This window comes from Gordonia aurantiaca, assembly GCF_039939235.1.
Taxonomy (GTDB): domain Bacteria; phylum Actinomycetota; class Actinomycetes; order Mycobacteriales; family Mycobacteriaceae; genus Gordonia.
In genome coordinates this window covers 1-25,607 of the sequence record NZ_JBDUUF010000018.1, presented here as the reverse complement: position 1 = coordinate 25,607, position 25,607 = coordinate 1, and the positions used below count along the sequence as shown (strand labels likewise).

The following is a 25,607-nucleotide window of genomic DNA, read 5'->3' as shown; positions in this document are numbered from 1 at the left end:
CCATGCAAGATCGCAGGTTGGTCCAGTTTCGCGAGCTGTATCCCGAGACTCTGGTCCCAGCCTGCGATTCCTCGGATCTGTGGGCAGTCCCCTATTTGCCGAAACCGGCGCGCTTGAGCGCCTCGGCCATCGCGCCGTTGGCCGGGGCGGGACGGCGGTCGTTGCGGTTGCCGCCGCGACCCTGGCCACGACCGCGCTGGTCGTTCCGACGACCCTGTCCGCCACCGCGGTTGCCCTCACCGCGCGGCGGGCGAACGCCGCCCTTGTCGGCCGCGCCCGGCTCGTCGTCGAGGCGCAACGACAGGCCGATGCGCTGGCGTTCGACGTCGACCTCCATGACCTTGACCTTCACGATGTCGCCGGACTTGACGACCTCATGCGGGTCGGAGACGAACCGGTGCGCCATCGCGGACACGTGGACGAGCCCGTCCTGGTGCACGCCCACGTCGACGAACGCGCCGAAGGCCGCCACGTTGGTGACCTGACCCTCGAGGATCATGCCCGGCACGAGGTCGGAGACCTTCTCGATGCCGCTGGCGAAGGTCGCGGTCTTGAACTCGGGGCGGGGGTCGCGACCCGGCTTGTCGAGCTCGGAGATGATGTCGACGACGGTCGGGCGGCCGAAGGTCTCGTCGACGAAGTCGTCGGGACGCAGCCTGGACAGGGTGGCGGTGTCACCGATGAGCGAGCGCACGTCGGTACCCACCTTCTCGAGGATCCGATTGACCACCGGGTAGGCCTCGGGGTGGACCGCCGACGCGTCCAGCGGGTTGTCGCCATCGGTGATGCGGAGGAAGCCCGCGCACTGCTCGAAGGCCTTGGGGCCGAGCCGCGGCACATCGGTGATCTGCTGCCGGTTGCGGAACGCGCCGTTCGAGTCCCGGTACGCCACAATCGATTCCGCAAGACTCGGAGTGATGCCCGAGACCCGCGACAGCAGCGGGACCGAGGCGGTGTTCACGTCGACGCCGACCGCGTTCACCGCGTCCTCGACGACCGCACCCAACGACCGGGCGAGCAGGGTCTCGGAGACGTCGTGCTGGTATTGGCCGACGCCGATCGACTTCGGGTCGATCTTCACCAGCTCGGCGAGCGGATCCTGCAGGCGGCGCGCGATCGAGACCGCGCCGCGCAGCGAGACGTCGAGATCGGGCAGCTCCTTCGACGCGTACGCCGACGCCGAGTACACCGACGCACCGGCCTCGGACACGACGACGGTCGTCGGCGGGGTCTTGCCGGCCGCCTTGATCGCGGACACGAGCTCTCCGGCCAGGGCGTCGGTCTCGCGCGACGCGGTGCCGTTGCCGATGGCGATGAGCTCGACGCCGTGCTTCTGCACGAGCGCGCCGAGCACGGCGAGCGCACCGGCCTTGTCGCGGCGCGGTTCGTGCGGGTAGATGGTGGCGGTGTCGACGACCTTGCCGGTCCCGTTGACCACCGCGACCTTCACGCCGGTGCGGAGGCCGGGGTCGAGGCCCATGGTCGTGCGGGCACCGGCCGGTGCGGCGAGCAGCAGGTCCTTGAGGTTGGTGGCGAACACCGCGACCGCGTCGGCCTCGGCCTGCTGGCGCAGGCGCGTCCGGATGTCGATCGAGAGGCCGACGAAGAGCTTGGTGCGCCACGCCCAGCGGACGGTGTCGGCGAGCCACCGGTCGGCCGGACGCCCCTGGTCGGAGATGCCGAAACGGGCGGCGATGCGCTGCTCGTAGATACCGGGGCCGACGGGTCGCTCGGCCGCCTCGGGATCGGCGTCGAGGGTGACGTTCAGGATCTCCTCGCGCTCGCCGCGCAGCACCGCGAGCACGCGATGCGACGGGATCGTGGTGAACGGCTCCGAGTAGTCGAAGTAGTCGGCGAACTTGGCGCCTGCGGATTCCTTTCCCTCCCGGACGGTGGTCCGCAGGACACCCTTCTGCCACATCAGTTCACGCAGCTCGCCGACCAGGTCGGCGTCCTCGGCGATGCGCTCGACGGCGATCGCCCGGGCTCCGTCGAGCTGCTCTGCGGTAAAGGTCGACGGGTCGGTGTTCGGATCCGACAGCAGCGCGTCGGCGACGGGCTCGTGTCCGGCCTCGCGGGCGATCTGCGCCTTGGTGCGACGCTTGGGCTTGTACGGCAGGTAGATGTCCTCGAGCCGCGCCTTGGTGTCGGCGGCCAGGATGCGGGCGTCGAGCTCGGGGTCGAGTTTGCCCTGGGCGGCGATGGACTCGCGCACGGCCTGTCGCCGGGCCTCGAGCTCACGCAGGTAGGCCAGGCGCTCCTCGAGGGTGCGCAGCTGCGCGTCGTCGAGACCACCGGTCACCTCTTTGCGGTAGCGCGCGATGAACGGCACTGTGGACCCGCCGTCGAGCAGCTCGACCGCCGCCCGGACCTGGCCGACGCCCACGTTGAGTTCGGTCGCGATGGCCGTCGCGACGCGGGTGTTCACGACGGCCGGACCGGGGGCCGGGACGCTCTGGGGGGCACCGCTCTGCGAGGACCCGTTCGCGGGGGTGGCCGTGGGTTCTGCGGCGGTCGCGGATTCAGAAGAGGGCACGGACTCGGGTGACACAGTTTCTGACACGATCGCCGACCCTACCGGCCGCCTCGGACAGCTGTCAGCCGCGGTCCACCACGTTGTGGATCCGCGCACTCTCGTACAGGCAGATCGCTGCGGCGGCGGCCACGTTGAGGCTCTCGGCACGCCCCCGGATGGGGATCGAGACCCGATGATGCGCAGCCGCCTGGACCTCTGGGGACAACCCGTGCGCCTCGTTGCCGAAGAGCCAACCGATCCGGCCGGACAACACCTCGTCGGCGTGGTCGAGATCCACCTCTCCGTCGGCGGCGGTCGCGAGCAGCGTCACGCCGGCCGCGGCGATGGCGTCGAGACCCCCGGCCACCTTCCGGTGGCGCACCACGGGAACGGTGAACACCGTTCCCGCGCTCGCACGAACGCACTTGCCGTTGTGGGGATCCACCGCGTCACCGAGCAGCACGACGGCGTCGGCGCCCATCGCGGCGGCACATCGGATGAGGGCGCCGGCATTGCCGGGTTCACGGGGCTCGACCGCGATCGCGAGCAACCGCGGTTCTCCGGCGAGCACCGTCTCGAGCGCCACGTCGAGCAGCGGACACACCGCGAAGATCCCCGGCGGGGTCGTGGTCTCGGCGAGCTTCGATGCGGCCCGCTCGGAGACGACGAGCACCGGCACGCCGATCGACCCGGCGGTGTCGACGACAGCGCGGTGACGGTCGAGGTGGTCCGCGGCCACCAGCACGGTCTCGGCCCTGCCGACGGCCAGGGCGGTCTCCACCGCGTTCGATCCCTCGGCGAGGAACCGGCCCTGTTCGCGCCTCTCGGCGGCGCGGTGGAGCTTGGCAAACGACACGACCCGCGAGGATCGCTCGGACAGGATCTCCGTCATCGGGTGATCCTCCGCGCGACTCGCGGGTCGTGTGCGGTCTGGCTCAATCAGGCGGCCGGGGCGTTGACGTCCGCCGGCAGGGCCTTGCGGGCGACCTCGACCAGGCCGGTGAAGGCCTCGGGGTCGGTCACCGCGATGTCGGCGAGCACCTTGCGGTCGACCTCGACACCGGCGGCCTTGAGGCCCTGGATGAAGCGGTTGTAGGTGATGTCGTTGGCGCGGGCCGCAGCGTTGATGCGGGCGATCCACAGCTTGCGGAACTCACCCTTGCGGGCACGGCGGTCCCGGTAGGCGTAGTTCAGCGAGTGGAGCTGCTGCTCCTTGGCCTTGCGGTAGAGGCGCGACCGCTGGCCGCGGTAGCCCTTCGAGGCCTCGAGGGTGGTCCGACGCTTCTTCTGGGCGTTGACGGCCCTTTTCACGCGTGCCATGTTCTAGATCCTTTTGCTCGTCAGATGTCCGGGGTCGCTCGCGTCAGCGGTTCAGCAGGCGCTTGATACGCGGCGCGTCGTTGTCGCTGACGACGGTGGTGCCGTCGAGACGACGAGTGCGCTTGGAGGGCTTGTGCTCCAGCAGGTGGCGGCGGTTGGCCTTCTGGCGGACGATCTTGCCGCTGCCGGTCACCTTGAACCGCTTCGCGGTGCCCTTGTGGGTCTTGCTCTTTGGCATGTTCTTCCTTCTGTCGGGCGAACTCGGGCAGCCGAGCCTGACCAGGCACGGCTGGAATCCCGGGTTCACGTCTCGTGATCGCGGCCGGCGCGGGGCATGCGCTCCCCCGGCCCGGCCGAACGGCTCAGCTCTCGTCCGCGGGGGCGTCGGCCTTCTTCTGGCCTCCGCCGGAACGTTCGCGGCTCTCCTGCGCCTTCTGGCGGGTCTTCGCTCCCTTGTGCGGGGCGAGGACCATCGTCATGTTGCGACCGTCCTGCTTGGCAGCGGTCTCCACGTAGCCGTAGTCGGCGACGTCGTTGCCCAGGCGCTGCAGCAACCGGTAGCCGAGCTCCGGACGCGACTGCTCACGGCCGCGGAACATGATCGTGACCTTCACCTTGGACCCGTCCTTGAGGAACCGGATCACGTGACCCTTCTTGGTCTCGTAATCGTGGTCGTCGATCTTGGGCCGGAGCTTCTGCTCCTTGATGACGGTCATCTGCTGATTGCGGCGTGCTTCACGCTGCTTCTGGGCCGCCTCGTACTTAAACTTGCCGTAGTCCATGATCTTGCAGACCGGCGGACGGGCGTCCGGGGCCACCTCGACCAGGTCGAGGTCGGCCTCGTAGGCCAAGCGAAGCGCATCTTCAACACGCACGATGCCCACCTGCTCCGAATTGGGTCCGACGAGTCGGACCTCAGGGACGCGGATGCGCTCGTTGATGCGGGTCTCAGTGCTGATGGGGCCTCCTAGTTCAATCCTGCAGTGGTAACCGTCGCGTCGTCGCGCGGGGCGTAGGCAGGAGATCCGAGTGTGAAACCCTCAGCAAGAGAGCCCCGGGACACAGGTCCGCGGGGCTCCGATACCGACCGATTCGCATCGCCGCGCGTTCGCGTGGCGACTGCCGACGTCGTGCGACACATCGACGAGGATGTGGTCGCGACCGTCGGCGTGAACCGGACCGAGCAACTGCGATGTCGACTGGCGAGGACTCGCGTCACACGGTGGGAGCGGAACTCCACTTACGACCCCGGCGCATACCAGGGCGGTCGTGCTATGGGAGTCTATCAGCCATGGCCGAGAACTCCTATTCGTCACCAGCACCGGAACCCCAGGAGGGTGCGACGGGCAGTGGCACCGGCGCGGAAGACGCGGCGCACACTGAGGCAGAGAACGTCCGCGACCTGCAGGATATTCCGGCGATCGAGGTGATCACCCGGTCCATCGTGATGCTGATGAGCGCCTCGGCGGAGAAGCTCGGCCTGGCCGAGGGCACCCCCGAGGACAAGATCGACCTCCCCGAGGCCCGGGTCCTGATCAACGCGCTCGCCGGCCTGGTCGACGCCTCGAAAGCCGACCTCGGCATCCACGCCGCGCCGATCCGCGACGGACTGAAGAGCCTGCAGCTGGCGTTCCGCGAGGCCAGCGCCTACCCCGACGAGCCGGGCGAGGGTCCCGGCGAGAAGTACACCGGGCCGGTCCGGGCGCCGAGGAAGTAGGTCTCGGCGTCACCTGGTGGGCCGAGCGTGCCGACGACACATGCCGAAACCGCTTACCCTGACGGTATGACCACCCCAGGAGAATCCGGCACCCACGGCACGCAGCCCGCGGGCACCCCGTCGGACGACATCATCGACGCCGAGATCGTGCCGGGCCCGGTGACCGGGGCCCCGTTGCCGGGCTCTCTCCCGGACCCGGACTACACCGAGGACGGCATCCCGACCTTCGACTACGTGCGGGAGAAGATCGAGAACCGCATCACGACGGCCATCGGATCGCAGGAGCTCGCCGAGGCCACGCCCGAGGGACAGAGCGTCGACGAGATGGTGCGCAAGCGCGACGAGGCCGCCAAGAAGCGCCTCGAGGAGATCCGCAAGTCGATGGGCAAGTAGCCCGCCGGCGCCATCCGAGTCTCAGCAGAATCGCCACTTCCGGACAGAGTCGCAGGGTGAAACCCGCGATCCTGTACCAGAAGTGGCGATTCCTCTGACGTCGCGTCAGCCGGCCGACGCGACCGTCTGGTCGACGTCGAGGATCTCGGCGAGGAACTTGCCGGTGTGGCTGCCGGGCGCGACCGCGATGTCCTCTGGCGTGCCCTCGGCGACGACCATGCCGCCGCCGCTGCCGCCCTCGGGACCCATGTCGATGATCCAGTCGGCGGTCTTGATGACGTCGAGGTTGTGCTCGATGGTGATGACCGTGTTGCCCTTGTCGACCAGTCCGTTGATCACCGCGAGCAGTTTCTTGATGTCCTCGAAGTGCAGGCCGGTGGTCGGCTCGTCGAGGATGTAGATCGTCCGGCCCGACGAGCGCTTCTGCAGCTCGGCGGCCAGCTTCACGCGCTGCGCCTCGCCGCCGGACAGCGTCGGCGCCGGCTGACCGAGGCGGACGTAGCCGAGGCCCACGTCGACGAGTGTCTTGAGGTACCGGTGAATCGAGGTGACCGGCTCGAAGAAGTCGGCGGCCTCCTCGATCGGCATGTCGAGGACCTCCGCGATGGTCTTGCCCTTGTAGTGGACCTCGAGCGTCTCGCGGTTGTAGCGGGCGCCGTGGCACACCTCGCACGGGACGTAAACGTCCGGCAGGAAGTTCATCTCGATCTTGATCGTGCCCTCGCCGGTGCACGCCTCGCAGCGGCCGCCCTTGACGTTGAACGAGAAGCGGCCCGGCTGGTAGCCGCGGACCTTCGCCTCTGTGGTGGCGGCGAACAGGGTGCGGATCTTGTCGAAGACGCCGGTGTAGGTCGCCGGGTTGGACCGCGGGGTGCGGCCGATCGGCGACTGGTCGACCTGCACGAGCTTGTCGAGGTTGTCGAGTCCCTTGACGCGCGTGTGCCGGCCGGGCACCTGCCGCGCGCCGTTGAGCTTGTTGGCCAAGACCGTCGCGAGGATGTCGTTGACCAGCGTCGACTTGCCGGACCCGGACACACCGGTGACCGCGGTCAGGACACCGAGCGGGAACGACACGTCGATGCCGCGCAGGTTGTGTTCGCGTGCGCCGACGACGGTCAGCTGCCGCTTGCGGTCGATGGGTCGGCGGATCTCCGGGATCGCCAGCTCCTCACGGCCCGACAGGTATGCGCCGGTCAGGGACCTCTTGTTCTTGAGCAGGTCCTTGTAACTGCCCGAGTGCACGACCTCACCCCCGTGCTCACCGGCGCGCGGGCCGATGTCCACGATCCAGTCGGCGGCGCGGATGGTGTCCTCGTCGTGTTCGACGACGATCAGCGTGTTGCCGAGGTCACGCAGGCGCGTCAGGGTTTCGATGAGTCGGCGGTTGTCGCGCTGGTGCAGGCCGATCGACGGCTCGTCGAGTACGTACAGGACGCCGGCCAGTCCGGACCCGATCTGAGTGGCGAGACGGATGCGCTGGGCCTCGCCGCCCGACAACGAGCCGGCCGCACGCGAGAGCGACAGGTACTCGAGGCCGACGTCGAGCAGGAACCGGATACGTGCCTGCACCTCCTTGAGGACACGGCCCGCGATGGCGGCCTGTCGCTCGTCGAGCTGCAGGTTGTCCAGGAAGTCGGCGCATTCGGCGACCGAGAGCGCACACACCTCGGCGATCGACTTCGGGCCGTACTCGGGATGGTCGAGGGTCACCGCGAGGATCTCGGGCCGCAGGCGGGCGCCCTCACAAGCCGGGCACGGAACGTCGCGCATGTACCCCTCGTAGCGCTCCTTCATCTGCTCCGACTCGGTCTGCTCCATGCGCCGTTCGAGGAACGCCATCACGCCCTCGAACTCGGTGTAGTACGAGCGGGTGCGTCCGTAGCGGTTGCGGAACTTGACGTGCACCTGGTGGTCGCTGCCGTTGAGCAGCGCACGACGCGCCTTGACCGGCAGCTTCTTCCACGGCGTGTTGACGTCGAAACCCATCTGGTCGGCCAGGCCCGACATCAGCCGCAGGAAGTAGTCCGCGTTGTGTCCGGTCGACCACGGCGCGATCGCCCCCTCGGCCAGCGACAGTTCGGGGTCCGGGACGACGAGGTCCTCGTCGACCTCCTTGCGGACGCCGAGGCCGTCGCACTCCGGGCAGGCGCCGTAGGGCGAGTTGAACGAGAAGGATCGCGGTTCGAGGTCGTCGATGGCGATCGGGTGCATGTTGGGGCACGCCATCTTCTCCGAGAAGCGGCGTTCGCGGTTCGGGTCGTCCTCGTCGAGGTCGACGAAGTCGAGCACGATGATCCCGTCGGCCAGGCGCAGGCCGGTCTCGACCGAGTCGGTGAGGCGCTGTTTTGCGCTGGGCTTGACGACGAGGCGGTCGACGACGACCTCGATGTCGTGCTTCTCCTGCTTCTTCAGCTTCGGCGGATCGGTCAGCTGGTGGACGACGCCGTCGATGCGGGCGCGCGAGAAGCCCTGGGTCTGCAGTTCGGCGAAGAGGTCGACGAACTCGCCCTTGCGCGTGCGGACCACCGGCGCGAGCACCTGGAAGCGGGTGCCCTCCTCCATGGCGAGCACCTGGTCGACGATCTGCTGCGGGGTCTGTTTGGCGATCGGCTCACCGCACTCCGGGCAGTGGGCCTTTCCGGCGCGCGCGTAGAGGAGACGTAGGTAGTCGTAGACCTCGGTGATGGTGCCGACCGTCGACCGCGGATTGCGATTGGTCGACTTCTGGTCGATCGAGACCGCAGGCGAGAGCCCCTCGATGAAGTCGACATCGGGCTTGTCCATCTGGCCGAGGAACTGCCGCGCATAGGCCGACAGCGACTCGACGTAGCGGCGCTGGCCCTCGGCGAAGATCGTGTCGAAGGCGAGCGACGACTTGCCCGAGCCCGACAACCCGGTGAACACGATGAGGCTGTCGCGGGGAAGGTCGACATCGACACCGCGGAGATTGTGTTCGCGGGCACCTCGGACGATCAGACGATCAACCACTGCAGTCCTAACATTCTTTTCGGGCACGAGTCTTTCGAGCTCAAGGGGCGCACGCGTGGCGCATGGGCACCATATCCGCAGGCGCCGACACAACGTCTCGTCGGCTTCGACCCGGGTGGGATTCGCGGTCCGAGGGCGGGAGGATCGGTCTCGCCATCCGCGTCATACACCATCGAACCGATAGTCCACGATACCCGTGCTCACGGCACGCCCGACGGTCACGAGCGTCACATGGCCGGCCGGGCGTGGAATAGCCTTTTCCCATGACTTCCGCCACCAAGATCAGCGACGACTACACCGGCGATCTCTCCGCCTCGAAGACCCCGCAGCGCCGCACGCTCGACAAGGCCACCATCGTCAAGCTGTCCGTCGGCCCGATGGACAACAACGTCTACATCGTCACCTCGAAGGCGACCGGCGACCAGCTGATCATCGACGCCGCGAACGACGCGGACACGATCATCGCGACGCTCGACGCGATCGGCGGCAGGCCCGCCCTGATCTTCACCACCCATCAGCACTTCGACCACGTCCAGGCCCTCGACGCGATCGCGAAGCACACCGGCGCCCCGACAGCCGCCGGGCGGTTCGACGCCCCGGAGCTGCCCGTGACCCCGGACCGGCTCGTCGACGACGGCGACGTCATCGAGGTCGGTGACCTGCGGTTCGACGCGATCCACCTCGTCGGCCACACCCCGGGATCGATCGCCCTCGCACTGACCGACACGAACGAGAACGGCGAACAGGTCGTGCACCTGTTCACCGGCGACTCCCTGTTCCCCGGTGGTGTCGGCAAGACGTGGAAGCCGGGCGACTTCGAGACCCTCATCGACGACGTGTCCACCAAGATCTTCGACCGTTTCGGCGACTCGACGGTGGTCTACCCCGGGCACGGCAAGGACACCTCGCTCGGCGCCGAGCGACCGCACCTACAGGAGTGGCGCGAACGCGGCTGGTGAGCGCATGCCGCTGGAGGGGCGAGCTTCCGCTAGGCGCCATCGTCTTCGAAAGAGTGCTGGTCGACGAGCGCCTTGAGCTCGTGGAACGCCGCCGCGCGCGCCCTCACCACGTCGGCGGACTCGGAACTCTCCTCCGCCGCCGTGGTGGGCGCGCCGTACAGGACCGTGCCGAGCCGTCCACGTAGCTCTTCACGCCGCTTGGCGTCCTCGGCGTTCTCGCGCTCCTCGCGCAGGGCGCGGTCGATGTCCTCGGCCTGCTGGGCGCACTCTCCGATCAGCTCGACGCGTCGCCGGACCGCCTTCTCCAGCGAGCTCACCGTCCGGCGCGCATCGTTGAGCATCTTCTTGTCGGTCGTGGTGAACCTGCGGATACCGGAGGCACCCGCCATGACCTTCCGGATCTCCTCCGCGCGACGCAGGTTGTGCGCGATGGCCTCGAGGTCGGCGCGGAAGTCGAAATCGGCGGGGTCGCCGAGCCAGCCCCCGCGCGCCGCTTCGGATTCGGCGATCCGCGTCACCGCGGATTCGGCCTGTTCGTAGAGCCGTGCACCCGCGGACCCGAAGTCTTCCTGCCGCCGGAACCGCTCGACTTCCAGCAGTCGCGCCTTCTCCTTCTCCCTCTGGTCGGACCACCAGCGGTAGATCGGGACGGACACCAGGCCGATCAGCCACAACGACTCGAAGACCCACCCCGTCACCGACCTCGCCGTGGAGGGGTTGTCCGCACCCGCCTCGACGGCGATCCACGTTCCCAGGTAGTACGGCCAGGCGATCACGCAGAAGGCGGCAAACAACAGCATTGCGACGCCGAAGAAGTTGCCGCCGTCGCTCTTCTTCGAACTCATGGCCAGATGCTAAGAGCGACCTACGACACGACGGGCTGAAAACCGGGACGAATCGACCGATGCCGAGACCGTGCCCGCCTGCACAGTGTTTGACCGTCTCCCGCAGCGGTTACGTGGACCGGGAACGCTCTGCGTTCGTGACCCGGTGGGCCGAAAGTCCCCAAAAGGATCACGAAGAGTCGATTCACCAGCACACATCCGAGGGACGGGTAGCGTTGACGAGGCCCCGGCTCTGACCCCGGTCAGGGCGCCCCGACGAATCTCGAACAGCATCGACTGAAGAAGGTTGTGACCGATGATTCTCCGCCGTATCGCCCGTCCGCTCCTCGCCTCCGCGTTCATCGCCCAGGGCGTCGATGCGATCCGCAGTCCGAAACCGATCGCACAGTCCGCGGCGCCGGTCGTCGACCGGGCGCGCACGGCCCTGCCGCCCGAGGTCGCGGAGAGGATGCCGGAAAACACCGAGACCCTGGTGCAGATCAACGCCGCCGCGCAGATCGGCGGCGGCATCCTGCTCGCGACCGGCAAGCTCCCGCGCCTCGCGTCGGTGGTGCTGGCCGGCACGCTGATCCCGACCACCGCCGCCGGAACCGACTTCTGGAACGAGGCCGACCCGGTTCGCAAGGAGGCCCAGCGCGAAGCCTTCATCAAGAACATCGGGCTGCTCGGCGGCGTGCTGCTCGCCGCGGTCGACACCGAGGGCAAGCCGTCGTTGGCATGGCGCGGCCGGCAGCGGGCACAGGCCGTCGCCGCGGCGCTGCCGATCGGCACCGCCGCCGGTCACTCGACGTGGGAGTCGCTCGTGGAGCGCACCCAGGAGGGCGCCGAGGTCGTCGGCGAACGTTCCGCCGAGGCCGGTGAGCTGCTGAGCAAGGGCGCGCATCTGCTCGGCGAGCGCTCGGTCGAGGCCGCCGCGAAGCTCCGGGAGCACGCCCCCGAGCTCGCCGAGGTCGCGCAGAAGCGGTCCCAGGAGATCGCGGAGAAGGCCGCGGAGACCGCCGGCGAGGTCGCCGAACGTCTCCGGGACCGCGCGCCGGTGATCGCCGACACCGCGCTCGAGCGGTCCGCGGAGATCGCCGAGACCGCCCGCAAGCGCACTCCGATCCTCGCGAAGAAGGCGCGCAAGCGGGCGCCGGAGCTCGCCGAGGCCGCGCGCGAGCTGGCCGACGCCGCGCGCGACCGTTCCGCGGAGCTGGCCGACGTCGCGCGCAAGCGCGCACCCGAGCTCGCCGATGTCGCACGGGATCGCTCGGCCGAGCTCGCCGAGCTGGCCCGCCTGCGGTCCGCCGAGCTCGCCGAGACCGCCCGCCAGCTGGCTGCCGCCGCGGAGGAATCCGCGGCCCACACCGCCGACGAGGGTCGCAAGCGCTGGCGCAAGGCCCGTCCCTGACGCAGCGCCGCCTTCGTACGACAACCGGACACGAGGACGACCCCGCACACGAGGACGACGCTGACCACGAACACCGACGACCACACGGACGCGGCGCACCCGCCGGAGGACTATCCCTGGGTGTCCGCGTCCGTTCTCGTCGATGCCACCGCGACGGATCGCGCCGTGACGCCGCCCTTAGGTGCGCGGCTCGTGGTCGCGGTCGGCTCGAACGCCTCGCCGACCGTGCTGCGGCGTAAGCTCGAACATCTCGGTGATGCGGCAGGACTTCTCCTCACACGAGTCCGGGTCGCCAACATCACAGTGGGCCACTCGGCCCACGTCGCGGCTCGCGGATATATCCCGGCAGCACCTGTTCACGCAGGTCAGGGTGTATTGGGGGCCGTCGCGGCGTGGCTGACCCCGTCGCAGACCGAGGCGCTGGATCTCACCGAACCCAACTACGATCGACGGACAGTGAACACGCACGACCATCCTCTTCTCCTCGATGACCGCCGGCCGGGCGTTCCCACCCCGGACGAGTTCGATCTCTACGTCTCACGTCACGGGGTCCTCGCCGACCCGGCCGGCGGTTTCGTGCTGCCCTTCGGCGATCAACGGACCGTGCTGACGTGGCTGGCGCAGAAGCTGGGGATGGCGGAGCTGAGCGGATCCCCGGCACAGGTGTGCGCCCGCCTCGCCACCGATGACCTGGCCACCCGGATCACCGGTCTGATCCGCGCGGCCGGGCTGTCCCGGCCGGCATGGCCGGACCCCGCCGACGACGGGGGTGCGCGATGACAGCGCTGTCTCCCGACACCGACCCGCGCATCGCGGAGGAGCAGGAACACCTCGACCGTGTCTACGGCCGCCTCGACCGGATGCGGCAGACCACCAGACGGCGCCTCGCCGCCACACTGAGTGAACGCGGCGGAACCCCGCAGGCGCTGTCCGAGCGTGAGTCGTACGAGCGGATGTATGTCGAGGATCTCGCGAAAATCGATGCCGCCGAACACAATCTCTACTTCGGCCGGCTCGACCTCGAGGACGGCGAGGTGCGGCGCATCGGTCGTATCGGCATCCTCGACGACGGTCTCGGCGAGGACGGGTCGCTCGACGACGCGAACACGGACGCCACCCTGCTCCTCGACTGGCGCGCGCCGCTGGCCCGCCCGTTCTATCTGGCGACCCCGGCCGCGCCCGAGGGCGTGGCGCGCCGTCGCCACATCCGGACCCGCAACCGCAAGGTGCGCGGCGTCAGCGACGAGTCGCTGATCGCGGGCGATGCCATGTTCGACGATCTCGGCCACGGTGACGTCGTCAACGAGTCCGCGCTCGTCGCCGCGCTGAACGCCGCGCGTACCGGCGAGATGACCGACATCGTCGAGACGATCCAGCGCGAGCAGGACCTGATCATCCGCTCCACGCACCGCGGCGTCACGGTCATCCAGGGCGGTCCGGGCACCGGCAAGACCGCCGTCGCCCTGCACCGCGCCGCCTACCTGCTCTACACGCACCGCGAAATCCTTTCTCGCAGTGGCATTCTCATTATCGGCCCCAATGACGACTTCCTGAGCTACATCGGCCAGGTGCTGCCGTCGCTCGGTGAGTCCGGTGTGCTGCTGTCGACGATCGGCGACCTGTTCCCCGGTGTCCGGGCCCGTGCCGAGGATGCCCGGACGACCGCAGCGGTCAAGGGCAGCCTGCGGATGGTCGACGTCATGAAGAAGGCCGTCCGCGCCAAGCAGGCCCTGCCGTCCAAGCCGGCGGCGATCGACTTCGACGGCTACCGGGTCGAGATCGACTCGGCACTGATCAAGGCCGCGCGGGCCGCTGCACGGGCAACCCGCCGCGCCCACAACCAGGCCCAGCCCGCCTTCCTCAAGGCCGGTTTCGCCGAACTCGCCGCACGTCACGCCAAGACGATCGGTTCGAGCCTGCTCGACGGCTCACAGCTGCTCAGCCCCGCCGACATCGCGGACATCCGCGACGACATGAGCCGCGATCCCGGGATCCGTGCTGCACTGCTGGAGTACTGGCCGACGTTGACGCCGCAGGAGATGTTGCGGGAGTTCCTCTCCGACGAGAAGGCCATCCGCAAGGCGACGACCGGGTGGTCCGACGAGGACCGCGCCGCGCTGTACCGCGGGCCGCGCACGTATTCCGGCGACGGGGAGGACTTCTCCCCCGCCGACGTCCCCCTGCTCGACGAGCTGGCCGAGCTCATCGGTTACGGCACCGACGACGCCGAACGGGCCGAGCGGGCGCGCTGGCGCCGGCAGCTCGCCGAGGCGCAGGATGCCCTCGACATCCTGACCGGTTCTGCCCCACAGGATCTCGAGGATGAACTCGATCCCGAGATCCTCATGGCATATGACCTGATCGACGCCGAGCAGTTGGCGGCGCGTCAGACCGAGACCAAGCGGATGACCACGGCCGAACGCGCCTACGGTGACCGCAGCTGGACGTTCGGGCATGTCATCGTCGACGAGGCCCAGGAACTCTCGCCGATGGCGTGGCGGATGGTGATGCGCCGCATCCCGAATCGCTGGATGACCATCATCGGCGACACCGCCCAGACCTCCGACGAGGCGGGCACCCGGTCGTGGGGTGAGGTCCTCGAGCCGTACGTGGCGAAGCGCTGGCAGTTCAAGGAACTGACGGTCAACTACCGCACCCCCGCCGAGATCATGACCTACGCGGCCCGGGTTCTCGACGAGATCGGCAACGGGGAGACACCGCCGACATCGTTGCGCAGCAACGGGATCGAGCCGGTCGCACTGCGCGTGGAGTCCGGTGACGCCGCGGCGATCGCCGACGGTGTGCTGCGCGCCGTCGACCTGGCCGAGCCGGAGGGACTCACCGCGGTGGTCGTGCCCGATCCGTTGCACGAGGCCGTGGCCGCGGCGCTTGCTCCGGAGTCTTTCGAGGCCAAGGACGTCGAGGTACCGAAGGTGTACAGCGTGCGGACCTGCAAGGGACTCGAATTCGACACGACGATCGTCGTCGAGCCGGGACAGATCGTCGCGCAGTCGCCGCGTGGTCTCAGCGATCTGTATGTCGCGCTGACACGTGCGACGCAGCGATTGGTCGTCGTGCACGCGGAGGAGCTGCCGGAGTCGCTCGCGGACATGCCCGCGGTACGAAAAGGGTGAGAGAGCCGGACTCCCACCGCCCCCGGAGGCTCCCGCGAACCCCGTACCGCCGGGACCGCTTGCACTCGGTCCCCGCTCTGGGGAATTCGCACCCACTCGGTGGGCGACGGTGCGACGACCTCAGCGGGCAGCCGGGCCGTCCGCCCGCTTCAGCGCCTCGTCGATGCGCGGACCGATCACGCCGAGCGCGTCACCACCGACGATCCCGAGATGGTCGGTGTCGAGATCGATGCGCGAGATCTCGCCTCCCACATACGGTTCCCAGCGCGCCCCGATCGTCTCGCCGGTCTCTCCGTCACCGAGGTCGCCGGTCGCGACGACGAGCGTCAGATCGCCGTCGTAGCGCCGCGGCCGGTGCGCGACGGTGCGTTCCGCGGAACCCGCCATCCGTTGCAGCATACGGTCGAAGGAGTCCGCGTCGAGCAGGCCGAGATCGATGACCTTCTGCCGGATGGCGGCGGCGACCGCCTGCGGCGATACGGGCACGGTCCCGCCGACCACCTCGTCGACGTCGATGACCTGACGCCACCCGCCGAGGAGACCTGCGGCCAGCGCACGCGCGTCGAGGTCTGGGTCTCCCGACGGGTCCTGGGCCACAGCCGCATCCGCCGGCAGCGCGGCCACGTCGGCCGGGAAGCTGTCCAGCAGGCCCAGGAACCCGACCTCGGCGCCGCGCGCCCGGAGTTCGACGGCCATCTCGTGTGCGATGAGACCGCCGATGGACCAGCCCAGGAGGTGATACGGACCGTCGGGCACGATCCGGCGGACCTCGTCGACATACCGCACCGCGAGATCGTGCACCGACGCGTCCGGCAACTCTGCGGCGACCACGAACGGATCCTGCAGGCCGTACACCGGTCGGTCCTCGAGGTGCGGCGCGAAGCCACCGAACAGCCAGGCCAGACCGTCCGCCGGATGCACGCAGAAGAGCGGCGTCCGGGAACCCTCGACGCGAAGCGGCACGACGACGTCCGCCGGCGTGGAAGCATCGGCCGCGTCGTGGTGCGCGGCCAACCGGGCGCCGAGGTCCCGCGGCGTCGGTCCGGCGAACACCCACGCCACCTCGACCGGGATACCGCTGCGACGCCGCAGCTCCGCGACCAACCGAACCGCCGAGAGCGATGTGCCACCGAGGTCGAAGAACCCCTGACCGGCGTCGGTGAACGGCTTGCCGGTGACCTCCGTCATGCACTCGGCGACCATCTCCTCCCATGGTCCGTCCGGCGCCGCCGGTGCCGCGACCCGTGATCCCGGTGCCGTGTCGGCGATTCGGCGCGCGATCCGTTGATGGTCCGGTCCGTCGCCGGTCATGGGGATCTCGTCGACCACGGTGATCGTGCTGGGGATCTCGTGCGTGGCCAGGTGGTCGGCCAGGGACCGGCGGATCTCGGCAACACGCTCCGCCGCCTCGGACATCTCCGCAGACGATGCGACGATCCACGCGTGGATCTCGGGCCCCGCACCGGCCGGGGCGGCCACGACGGCGCAGGCCTCGACGCCGTCGATCCCGGCCATGACCTGTTCCACGCGGTCCAGATCCACCCGCAGTCCGCCGATCCGGGCCTGACGGTCACGCCGGCCGAGGACCTCGATCCGCACCGCCCCGGCGTCGTCCAGCCACCGGGCGAGCACGTTCCCGGAGGTCGACCCCGCGCCGCGACGCAGCGCTCCCGGAATCCGCGGCGGCAGGACCCTGCCCGCTTCGTCGACGACGACGGCCCCGCCGGTCGCCGAGATCAGGCGCTGTTTCGCGTCGTCGGATACGAGTTCGACGTCCCCGAGCACCGTGTCGGTCCGCGTCGTGATCGCGTCGATCATGGCGAAGAACACGTCCCGGATCACCGCGATCGTCCCGGCGTCGAACAGTGCGGTCGCGTAATCGATCTCGCCGCCGATGACGATGCCGTCACCGGTGTGCCGCTCCGCCAGACCGAGTGTGAGGTCGACCTTCGCCGGCGGCGGCCCCGGATCGACCGGGACGACATCCAGCCCGTCGATGGCCTCCGGGATCGCCGACGGTTCCGCCGCCGACAGGTAGTTGATCATGACCTGGACGAGCGGCGGATGAGCTGTGGACCGCACCGGTGCCAGCCGTTCGACGAGCGTCTCGAACGGGATGTCCGCGTGTGCGAACGCGGCCAGGTCGGCCGTCCGCACCTGATCGAGCAGGTCGGCGACGGTGTCGTCGTCACCGATCCGTGTCCGCAGCACGACGGTGTTGACGAACATGCCGATCATGCGTGTGGTCGCCGCTTGTCCACGTCCCGATATCGCGGCGCCGATGGACACGTCGTCGACGCCCGCGATCCGGGCGAGGGCGGCGGCGAATGCGGCGTGGCAGACCATGAACGCGGTCATGCCGTGTGCGCGCGCCGTGGCGGCGACCGCCCTGCTGCGGTCGACGCCGAGATCGACGGGCAGCCGTCCTCCGCGATGGTCGATCACCGCAGGACGTGGCCGGTCGACGGGCAGGTCGATCGCGGAGGGGATGCCGCGCAGGGTCCGCGCCCAGTACTCGTATTGCGACGCCATCGGAGACGCCTCGTCGTCGAGATCCCCCAGCGTCTCCCGCAACCACAGCGTGTAATCGACGTATCCGACCCCCAACGGCTCCACCTGTTCCGCATCGCCACCGCCTGCGTGCCGGTGATATCCGGCCAGTAGTTCATCGGTGAGGATCTGCAACGACGCCGCATCGCCGGCGATGTGGTGGATCACCGCGACGACCCGATACCCGTCACCGGCCGGTGCCACCGCGACCCGGACCGGGAACTCGCGCGAAACGTCGAAGCCCTTGACGCACAACGCCATCGCCGCGTCGACGTCGCCCGCCTCGTCCCACTGCAGACGCGCGGTCGCGGTCTCGACGTCGAGCACGACCTGTTCGGGGAGGCCGTCGACCCCCATCGGGTAGACGGTACGCAGCGGCTCGTGCCGGGCGACGACGTCGAGAAGTGCCCGTCGCAGGGTGTCGGTGTCGAGGTCGCCGAGGACGTCGAAGGCGACCGGCATGTTGTAGACCGGCGAGCTCACGTCGAACTGGTTGATGAACCAGATCCTTTGTTGCGCATAGGACAACGGGATGCGTGACGGTCGGCGACGAGCACGTAGCGGTTGGGTGTCGAGCTGCCGCCGCGTCAGGGTCGCGGCGAGTTCCCGCACGGTCGGGGTCCGGAAGAGGTCGCGGATGTCGATGTCGATGGCCAGTTGGTCCGCGACAGCGGCGACGACACGCATGGCGAGCAACGAGTGGCCGCCGAGGTCGAAGAACGGCACGGTCACGGAGACCTCGTCGAGGCCGAGTATCTCGCCGAAGATGCCCGCCAGGACACGTTCGATGCCGTCCGCGGGCGGGACGTACTCGCCGGCCACGACCTCGGGCGCGGGCAGGGCACGCCGATCGAGCTTGCCGGTCGGCGTCAGGGGCACGTCGTCGAGCACCACCCACTGTGTGGGCCGCATGTACTGCGGCAGGGTCTCGGCCACCCGGGCGCGGACGGCGTCGAGGTCGACGTCGCCGGCGAGGTAACCGACCAGCACGTCCCCCGATGACGCGCAGTGGACCGTTGCGGCGGCGTGCGTGATGCCGTCGACCCGGGCCAGCACCGCCTCGATCTCCGCCAACTCGATGCGCTGGCCGCGCAGCTTCACCTGCAAGTCGGCGCGTCCGAGATACTCGAGCTCGCCGGAGAAGTTCCACCGCACCAGATCACCGGTCCGGTAGACGCGGCCACCGCCACCCGTCGGATCGGCGACGAATCGTTCCGCGGTGAGGTCGGGACGTGCCGCATACCCGCGGGCCAACTGTCCGCCCCCGAGGTAGAGCTCGCCCACGACGCCGATCGGGACCGGCCGGAGTCGCTCGTCGAGGACCAGTGCGGTCGTGTTCGCGATCGGAGTCCCGATCGGCACGGTCGCGTCGTCGGGCCGTAAGCGGTGGGCCGTCACCTCGACCGCCGCCTCGGTCGGCCCGTACAGGTTGTCCAGCTGTGCGTCCGGAACCAGCGCCGCCATCGCATGCGCGGTCGCCGCGGGCAGCGCCTCCCCGGAGGCATGGACGCGCCGCAGGGAGGTCAGCGCCGCACGTCGCCGCGGATCGTCGCCGACGTGGTCGACGAACGCGGACATCATCGACGGCACGAAATGGATTGACGTGACCTGCCGACGAGCGACCTCCTCGAGCACGTACGCCGGGTCCATGTGGCGGCCGTCCTCCGCGATCACCAATCGCGCACCGGCCAGCAACGGCGCGAACAGCTCCGGCACCGACACGTCGAAGGTGACCGGCGTCTTCAGCATCACCGCGTCGTCTGCGGTGAGCGGCTCCCGGATGTGCATCCAGGCCAACCGGTTGAGCACCGCGCGATGACTCACGGTTACGCCCTTCGGTGTTCCCGTCGACCCCGAGGTGAACAGGGTGTACAGGGCATTGTCGGGGAGGACGTGACGAACCCAGCGGCCGGTGTCCGCCACCGGTTCGGCGGCGTCGACGGTCACGATCCGGGCCGTGACACCGTCGAGCACCGTGGGATGCGGCTCGATGGTCACGATCACCGAGATCGACGCGGTGTCGACCATCGCGCCCAGACGCCCGGCCGGGGTTGCGGGATCGATACCGACGTAGCTTCCGCCGGCCGCGACCACGCCGTGGATCGCCACCACGAGCTCTATCGACCGCGGGATGCACACGCCCACCGAGACATCCGGTCCCACGCCGATCTCGGCGAGCCTGCGGGCGAGCTGCGACACCCGACCGGCGAACTCGCCGTAGGTGAGGGTGCGCTCCCCGGCGACGAGCGCGACCGCATCCGGCGTCCGACGGGCCTGTGCTGCAACGGCCTCCCCGACCGTCGACCACGCCACGTCCAGGTCGGGGCCCGAGGCGAGTGCGGCGATCCGCACGCGTTCGGCGTCGTCGGCCAGTTCGATCTCCCCGACGACCCGGTCGTCGGGACCGGTGAGCTGCTCGAGCACCCGCACGAGTCGGGTGAGCATCGTGCGGATCGTGGACTCGTCGAAGAGGTCGGTGGCGTAGACGATCGCGACCGGCCAAGCGTTCCCGGCGTCGACTGTGACGGCGACGGTCATGTCGAGCTGGGTGGTCCCGGTGGAGACAGAGAGCGGCTCGATTCGCAGCCCGTCGGGCGATTGTGCCTGCGCCAGAGCGTTGTTCGACGACCCGTGCAGTACCGACAGCATGATTTGGCTCAGCGGCGCGAACGCCTCGGACCGCACCGGTGCGAGCCGGTCGACGAGATAGTCGAACGGCACGTCCGGGCGCGTCAGGGCGTTGATGTCGTCGACGCGGACACGGTCGAGGAACTCCCCCACGGCCGACGCCGGGTCGACCTCGGTGCGCAGGACGAGGGTGTTGACGAACATGCCGACCAGGTCGTCGAGGTGCGCGTGGCCGCGGCCGGCGACCGGAGTGCTGATCGCGACGTCGCGCGTGGCCGACAACCGCGCCAACAAGAGCGCGAGCGCCGCGTGCAGGACCATGAACTCGGTGACCCCGCGATCCCGGCAGAGATCGCTCAGGCGGTGGGCGAGCCGGGCCGGGATCCCGGCCTCGACCCGCGCACCGCGGTGGGAGGCGACGGCCGGCCGCGGCCGGTCGGTCGGCAGCGCCAGCACGTCGGGCAGCCCGGACAACCGGTTCACCCAGTAGTGCACCTGCCGGCCGAGCACCGAGTCCGGCGCCTCGACATCGCCGAGGGCATCCCGCTGCCACAACGCGTGATCGGCGAATTGAACGGGCAGTTCGGTGAATTCGGGGGCCTGTCCGGCGGCGCGGGCGTGGTATGCGGACCACAGGTCGGTGAAGAGCGGGCGCATCGACTCGCCGTCCGCCGCGATGTGGTGGACCAGCACGACGAGCAGGTGCTCGCCCGCCCCGGTCAGCAGTCGGACGCGCACCGGCATGTCGGCGGTCAGGTCGAACCCGGTCGGGCCCACCAGCTCGTCCGGCCTTCGGTCGGGGCCGGTCGCACCGGCCCACGCGGTCTCGTCCCACCGCAACCGCTCCCGTGCCTCCGCCACCGGGAGAATTCGCTGATACGGCTGTCCCGCGTCGTCGGGGAAGACGGTGCGCAGGATCTCGTGCCGCGCGACGACATCGAGGACCGCCTCGCGCAGGGCCGCCCGGTCGAGTTTGCCGACGAGTCGCACGGCCAGCGGGATGGTGTAGGCCGCCGAGTCGGGCTCGAACCGGTTGAGGAACCAGATCCGTTGCTGCGCATACGACAACGGGATGTGAGCCGGCCGGTCCACGACTGGGGTGAGCGGCACCTGCGGCGGCTCGGTGTCGTACGCGGTGTCGACGTGCCGTGCCAGCCCGCGCACCGTGGGGTTCTCGAACACGTCGCGGACGCCGACCCGCACACCGAAGGTGTGCGTCGCGCGGGCCGAGACGCGGGTAGCCGAGAGGGAGTTGCCGCCGATCGCGAAGAAATCTGCGGTGGCCGACACCTTTTCGAGGTCGAGCACGTCCGCGATGACGGCCGCGAGGACTCGTTCGGTGTGTCCCGCAGGCGGCACGAACGCACCCTCACCGGCGTCCGCCTCGATCTCCGGCAGCGCGGCGCGGTCAATCTTGCCAACGGGGTTGCGCGGGAGTTCGTCGAGGATGCGGAGTGCCGCCGGAACCATGTACGGCGGGAGGTGCGCGGCGAGATGCTCGCGCAGGTCGTCGATGTCGATGTCGACGTCGCCGGTGGTCTCGACGAACCCGGCGAGGCCGGTGACCGGATCGCCGACCCCGATGACGACGGCGTGCCGCACGGCCGGGTGGGCGCGCAACATCGTCTCGATCTCACCGAGTTCGAGGCGTTGTCCGCGCAGCTTCACCTGGAAGTCACTGCGGCCGACGTAGGTGAGGGCACCGTCGCGCGACCGGCGGACGAGGTCACCGGTCCGGTACATCCTCGAACCGGGCGGGCCGAAGACCGACGGCACGAATCGTTCGGCGGTCAGCGCCGGCCGGCCGTGATAGCCACGGGCGAGCGCCTCGCCCGTGAGATACAGCTCGCCGACGACGCCGGGCGGGACCGGATGCAGCCGTTCGTCGAGTACGTGGGCGGTCGCTCCGGGCACCGGCCGTCCGAGCCGGACCTGCTCGGCCGGGCCGATCGCCGGGGAGGTGACGCTGATGATGGTCGTCTCGGTGGGCCCGTAGGCATTGTGGAAGTCGGTGTGCGGGGCCCACCGGTCCTTCTCCGCATCCGGTACGGCCTCACCGCCCACGAGCACGTTCGTCATGGGCAGCGACGCGGGGTCCGGCAACGACGCGGCGACCGAGGTGACCAGGAAGGCATGTGTCGTGCGGTGTGCGTCGACGAACTCCTCGAGTTCGCGTCCGCCGTAGATCTCCGGCGGCGTGACGACGAGGGTCGCCCCACTGCCGTACGCGCCGAGCACCTCGAGTATCGCGGCGTCGAAGGCCGACGAACTGATGCCGAGCCAGCGCGCCCCCGGCCCCGAACCGTGGCGATCGCGCAGCACCGCGGCCACCCCGGCCAGGCCACGATGGGTGACGAGCACGCCCTTGGGTGTTCCCGTCGACCCGGAGGTGAAGATCATGTACGCGCCGTGGTCGGGGTGCACCGGGCCGAGCGGTTCCGGTCGGGGCCTCTCGGGCCGCTGTCGGAGTTCCGCGGCCCGTTCGGCGTCGAGCGCCAGCCAGATCACGTTCTCACCCGGCCGCCCCGCAGATCCGTCGGTGAGGCCGATGCTCGCCCCGCTCGCCGCGAGGACGCGGGCGATGCGGTCGGCGGGATGCCGCGGGTCGATGGGGCAGTACACGGCGCCGGTCTTGGCGACGGCCCACAGGGCCAGCTGTGCGGCCGCCGAGCGGACGAAGGCGCACGCGACGACGTCCTCGGGCCCGACACCGCGTGCGATGAGCTGGGCGGCGAGATGCGAACTGGCCCGGTCGAGTTCGGCGTAGGTCCAGCTGCTCGACGCGTCGATGACCGCCACATGGTCCCGACGGGTCGCCGCGGCGTTGGCGAGGAGGTCGCCGAGGACGACCGCCTCCGGGTCGGGTTCGCCGGAGACGAGCGGGCCCGTCTCCTCGTCATCGGTGAGCAGGTCGAGGTCGCCGACGGCCGTGGTGGTGCGGTCGACCGCGGAGCCGAGCAGACCGACGAACCGGTCGGTGAGGCGGCGCGCGTCGATCTCGTCGAAGAGGTCGACCGCATAGGTGAGCGTGCCGCGCCACGGCGCACCCGCGGCGTCGTCGGTCCGGATCGCCACGGTGAGGTCGAACTTCGCCGTCGCGTCGGTGGTCGCGACCGGCGTGACGTCGAGGCCGTCAGGGATCCCGGCGGGGAGTTCTGCCGCCTCCGCGGCATCAGTGGTCGTGAGCAGGACCTGGACCAGCGGCGCGTGCGTCGCGGAGCGCGGGATGTCGAGGGCGTCGACGACCTCGTCGAAGGGCACGTCCGCGTGGGCGAGGGCGTCGAGATCGGTCTCCCGCACCGCGGAGAGCAACTCACGGAACGACGTGTCCGGGTCGACGAGTGTCCGCAGCGCCACGGTGTTGACGAACATGCCGATGAGGTCGTCGGTCTCGCCGTCACGTCCGGCGGTGGCGGTGCCGATCACGATGTCTCGGTTTCCGGACAGGCGGCCGAGGAGTGCTGCGAGTGCGGCGTGGAGAACCATGAAGGTGCTGGCGCCGGCGGTGCGGGCGAGGTCCGCGGCCGCCTGCGCCGTGCGGCCCGGAATGGTGAAGTCGACGGTCGCGCCGCGCGGATCCCGGGTGGTCGGACGCGGATGCGTGGTCGGTATCTCGAGGAGATCGGGTGCGCCGGTGAGCCGCTCCACCCACCACCGACGCTGCTGCGCGGCCTCGGCGGCGTCGCCGGCGAGGGCGAGGACGTGATCTGCGTACTGGCGGGCGAGCGGCAGCCAGTCCGGGCGCCGCCCGGCACGACGGGCCTGGTAGGCCAGCAGTAGGTCACGAGCCAGGACGGGTCCCGACGCGCCGTCGGCGGCGATGTGGTGGATCGCGATGACCAGGAGCGCGCCGCCTCCCGGATGGACCCGGAGTCGAGCCCGGAGCGGACGGTCGCGGGTGAGATCGAAGGGCACCGAGACGACCTGCTGCGCTTGCTCCTCGGAATCGACGACCGCCCAGTCGAATCCGGGGTCAGCGGCGATCACCTGGTGGGGTCGGCCGTCGGGTCCGGTCGGGTAGGTGGTCCGCAGGATCTCGTGCCGGGCGACGACGTCGGAGATCGCGGCGCGGATGTCGTCGGGCCGGACGACTCCGCCGATCCGGAAGGCGAACGGGATCACGTACGACGCGACGTCGGGTTCGTACTGGTTGAGGAACCACATGCGGCGCTGCGCGCTCGACAGCGGCAGGGTCTCGGGGCGCGGCGCGGGCAGCGCCTGCATGGTCGTGCCCGGGACCCGAGCGGCGTCGGCGAATCGCCGTGCGAGTCCGCGCACGGTGGGTTCGTCGAAGATGTCCCGCACGGTCACCCGGACGCCGAGCAGGCGTCCGATGCGTGCGGCCAGACGCGTTGCCGCGAGCGAGTTCCCTCCGGCCTCGAAGAATCCGGTCGCAACGGAGACCCGGTCGGCGCCGAGGACATCCGCGAAGATCTCGGTGAGGGCGGCCTCGATGGGTGTCGACGGTTCGACGTGGTCGTCGTCGGCGTGTTCGGGCGCCGGAAGGGCCTTGCGGTCGATCTTGCCGGACGTCGTGCGCGGCATATCGTCGAGGATCACCCAGGACGTGGGACGCATGTACGTGGGCAGGTGTGCCTCGGCGACCGCGCGAACGGCATCGAGATCGAGGTCGGCGCCGGTGAGGTGGGCGACGAGCTGATCGCCCACCGGCAGCGCCATGACAGAGGCGACGGCCTCGGTGACCCCTGGTGCCTGGGTGAGGACGGTCTCGATCTCCCCCAACTCGATCCGCTGCCCACGCAACTTCACCTGAAAATCAACACGCCCCACATACTCCAACTCCCCCACACCGGTCCACCGAACCCGATCACCCGTCCGATACAACCGCGAACCCACACCACCAAACGGATCCGCCACAAACCGCTCAGCAGTCAAACCCGCCCGCGACTCATACCCCCGAGCAACCTGCACCCCACCCAGATACAACTCACCAACCACACCCACCGGCACCGGCCGCAACCGCGAATCCAACACCCACACAGACACATTCGGCACCGCACGACCAATCGGCACCACCACCTCATCACCCGAACACACATACGACGTCACATCCACCGCAGCCTCGGTCGGCCCATACAGATTCACCACCCGAACACCAGGCACCAACCCCCGCAAACCCTCCACCGCCGACGCACCCAACACCTCAC

Annotated in this window: 14 protein-coding genes; 6 read left to right on the top strand and 8 right to left on the bottom strand. The window is 69.6% G+C overall.

The window, feature by feature from the left end:
* Positions 1-91: 91 nt before the first annotated feature.
* The 5 genes from ABFT43_RS21790 to infC form a co-directional block, all read right to left on the bottom strand.
* Positions 92-2,551: a Tex family protein gene (locus tag ABFT43_RS21790; protein ID WP_457590213.1), complete on the bottom strand. Its 2,460-nt coding sequence runs from the start codon at positions 2,549-2,551 to the stop codon at positions 92-94.
* Positions 2,552-2,597: 46 nt separating this feature from the next.
* A complete protein-coding gene (locus ABFT43_RS21785) occupies positions 2,598-3,407 on the bottom strand; it encodes a TrmH family RNA methyltransferase (RefSeq protein ID WP_347962348.1) in 810 nt (269 codons plus the stop codon).
* Positions 3,408-3,454: 47 nt separating this feature from the next.
* Positions 3,455-3,835 (bottom strand): 50S ribosomal protein L20, encoded by a 381-nt coding sequence (gene rplT / locus ABFT43_RS21780; protein ID WP_006901970.1) that lies wholly within the window; start codon positions 3,833-3,835, stop codon positions 3,455-3,457.
* Positions 3,836-3,878: 43 nt separating this feature from the next.
* Positions 3,879-4,073, bottom strand: coding sequence for a 50S ribosomal protein L35 (gene rpmI / locus ABFT43_RS21775; RefSeq protein ID WP_006901971.1), 195 nt, complete (start codon positions 4,071-4,073; stop codon positions 3,879-3,881).
* Positions 4,074-4,197: 124 nt separating this feature from the next.
* A complete protein-coding gene (gene infC / locus ABFT43_RS21770; RefSeq protein ID WP_457590212.1) occupies positions 4,198-4,860 on the bottom strand; it encodes a translation initiation factor IF-3 in 663 nt (220 codons plus the stop codon).
* Between the two features lie 266 nt (positions 4,861-5,126).
* Between infC and ABFT43_RS21765 the strand changes: the two genes are divergently transcribed.
* Together ABFT43_RS21765 and ABFT43_RS21760 are read left to right on the top strand one after the other, a co-directional pair.
* Entirely contained in the window at positions 5,127-5,552 is a 426-nt protein-coding gene (locus ABFT43_RS21765; RefSeq protein WP_347962347.1) for a DUF1844 domain-containing protein, read from the top strand.
* A 66-nt stretch (positions 5,553-5,618) separates the two neighbouring features.
* Positions 5,619-5,945 carry a PspA domain-containing protein gene (locus tag ABFT43_RS21760; protein WP_347962346.1) on the top strand — a complete coding sequence of 109 codons (327 nt, stop codon included), beginning with the start codon at positions 5,619-5,621 and terminating at the stop codon, positions 5,943-5,945.
* Positions 5,946-6,050: 105 nt separating this feature from the next.
* Here ABFT43_RS21760 and uvrA read toward each other — a convergent pair whose 3' ends face one another.
* Positions 6,051-8,933, bottom strand: coding sequence for an excinuclease ABC subunit UvrA (gene uvrA, locus ABFT43_RS21755; protein WP_347962345.1), 2,883 nt, complete (start codon positions 8,931-8,933; stop codon positions 6,051-6,053).
* Positions 8,934-9,196: 263 nt separating this feature from the next.
* Between uvrA and ABFT43_RS21750 the strand changes: the two genes are divergently transcribed.
* Positions 9,197-9,892 (top strand): MBL fold metallo-hydrolase, encoded by a 696-nt coding sequence (locus ABFT43_RS21750; RefSeq protein ID WP_347962344.1) that lies wholly within the window; start codon positions 9,197-9,199, stop codon positions 9,890-9,892.
* A gap of 29 nt (positions 9,893-9,921) precedes the next feature.
* Here the strand turns inward: ABFT43_RS21750 and ABFT43_RS21745 are convergent, their stop codons facing one another.
* Entirely contained in the window at positions 9,922-10,737 is an 816-nt protein-coding gene (locus ABFT43_RS21745) for a hypothetical protein (RefSeq protein ID WP_347962343.1), read from the bottom strand.
* 295 nt (positions 10,738-11,032) lie between these two features.
* Here ABFT43_RS21745 and ABFT43_RS21740 point away from each other — a divergent pair, with 295 nt between their 5' ends.
* The 3 genes from ABFT43_RS21740 to ABFT43_RS21730 all read left to right on the top strand — a co-directional run bounded on the left by ABFT43_RS21740 (position 11,033) and on the right by ABFT43_RS21730 (position 15,261).
* Positions 11,033-12,127 (top strand): DoxX family protein, encoded by a 1,095-nt coding sequence (locus ABFT43_RS21740; RefSeq protein WP_347962342.1) that lies wholly within the window; start codon positions 11,033-11,035, stop codon positions 12,125-12,127.
* Between the two features lie 120 nt (positions 12,128-12,247).
* Positions 12,248-12,907 carry a hypothetical protein gene (locus ABFT43_RS21735; protein WP_347962341.1) on the top strand — a complete coding sequence of 220 codons (660 nt, stop codon included), beginning with the start codon at positions 12,248-12,250 and terminating at the stop codon, positions 12,905-12,907.
* Complete coding sequence (locus ABFT43_RS21730; RefSeq protein ID WP_347962340.1) at positions 12,904-15,261, top strand: HelD family protein; 2,358 nt, start codon at positions 12,904-12,906, stop codon at positions 15,259-15,261. The genes ABFT43_RS21735 and ABFT43_RS21730 overlap by 4 nt, the downstream gene beginning before the upstream one ends.
* Before the next feature lie 120 nt (positions 15,262-15,381).
* Here ABFT43_RS21730 and ABFT43_RS21725 read toward each other — a convergent pair whose 3' ends face one another.
* Positions 15,382-25,602, bottom strand: a complete 10,221-nt coding sequence (locus ABFT43_RS21725; protein ID WP_347962362.1) for an amino acid adenylation domain-containing protein — start codon at positions 25,600-25,602, stop codon at positions 15,382-15,384.
* Positions 25,603-25,607 lie beyond the last annotated feature (5 nt).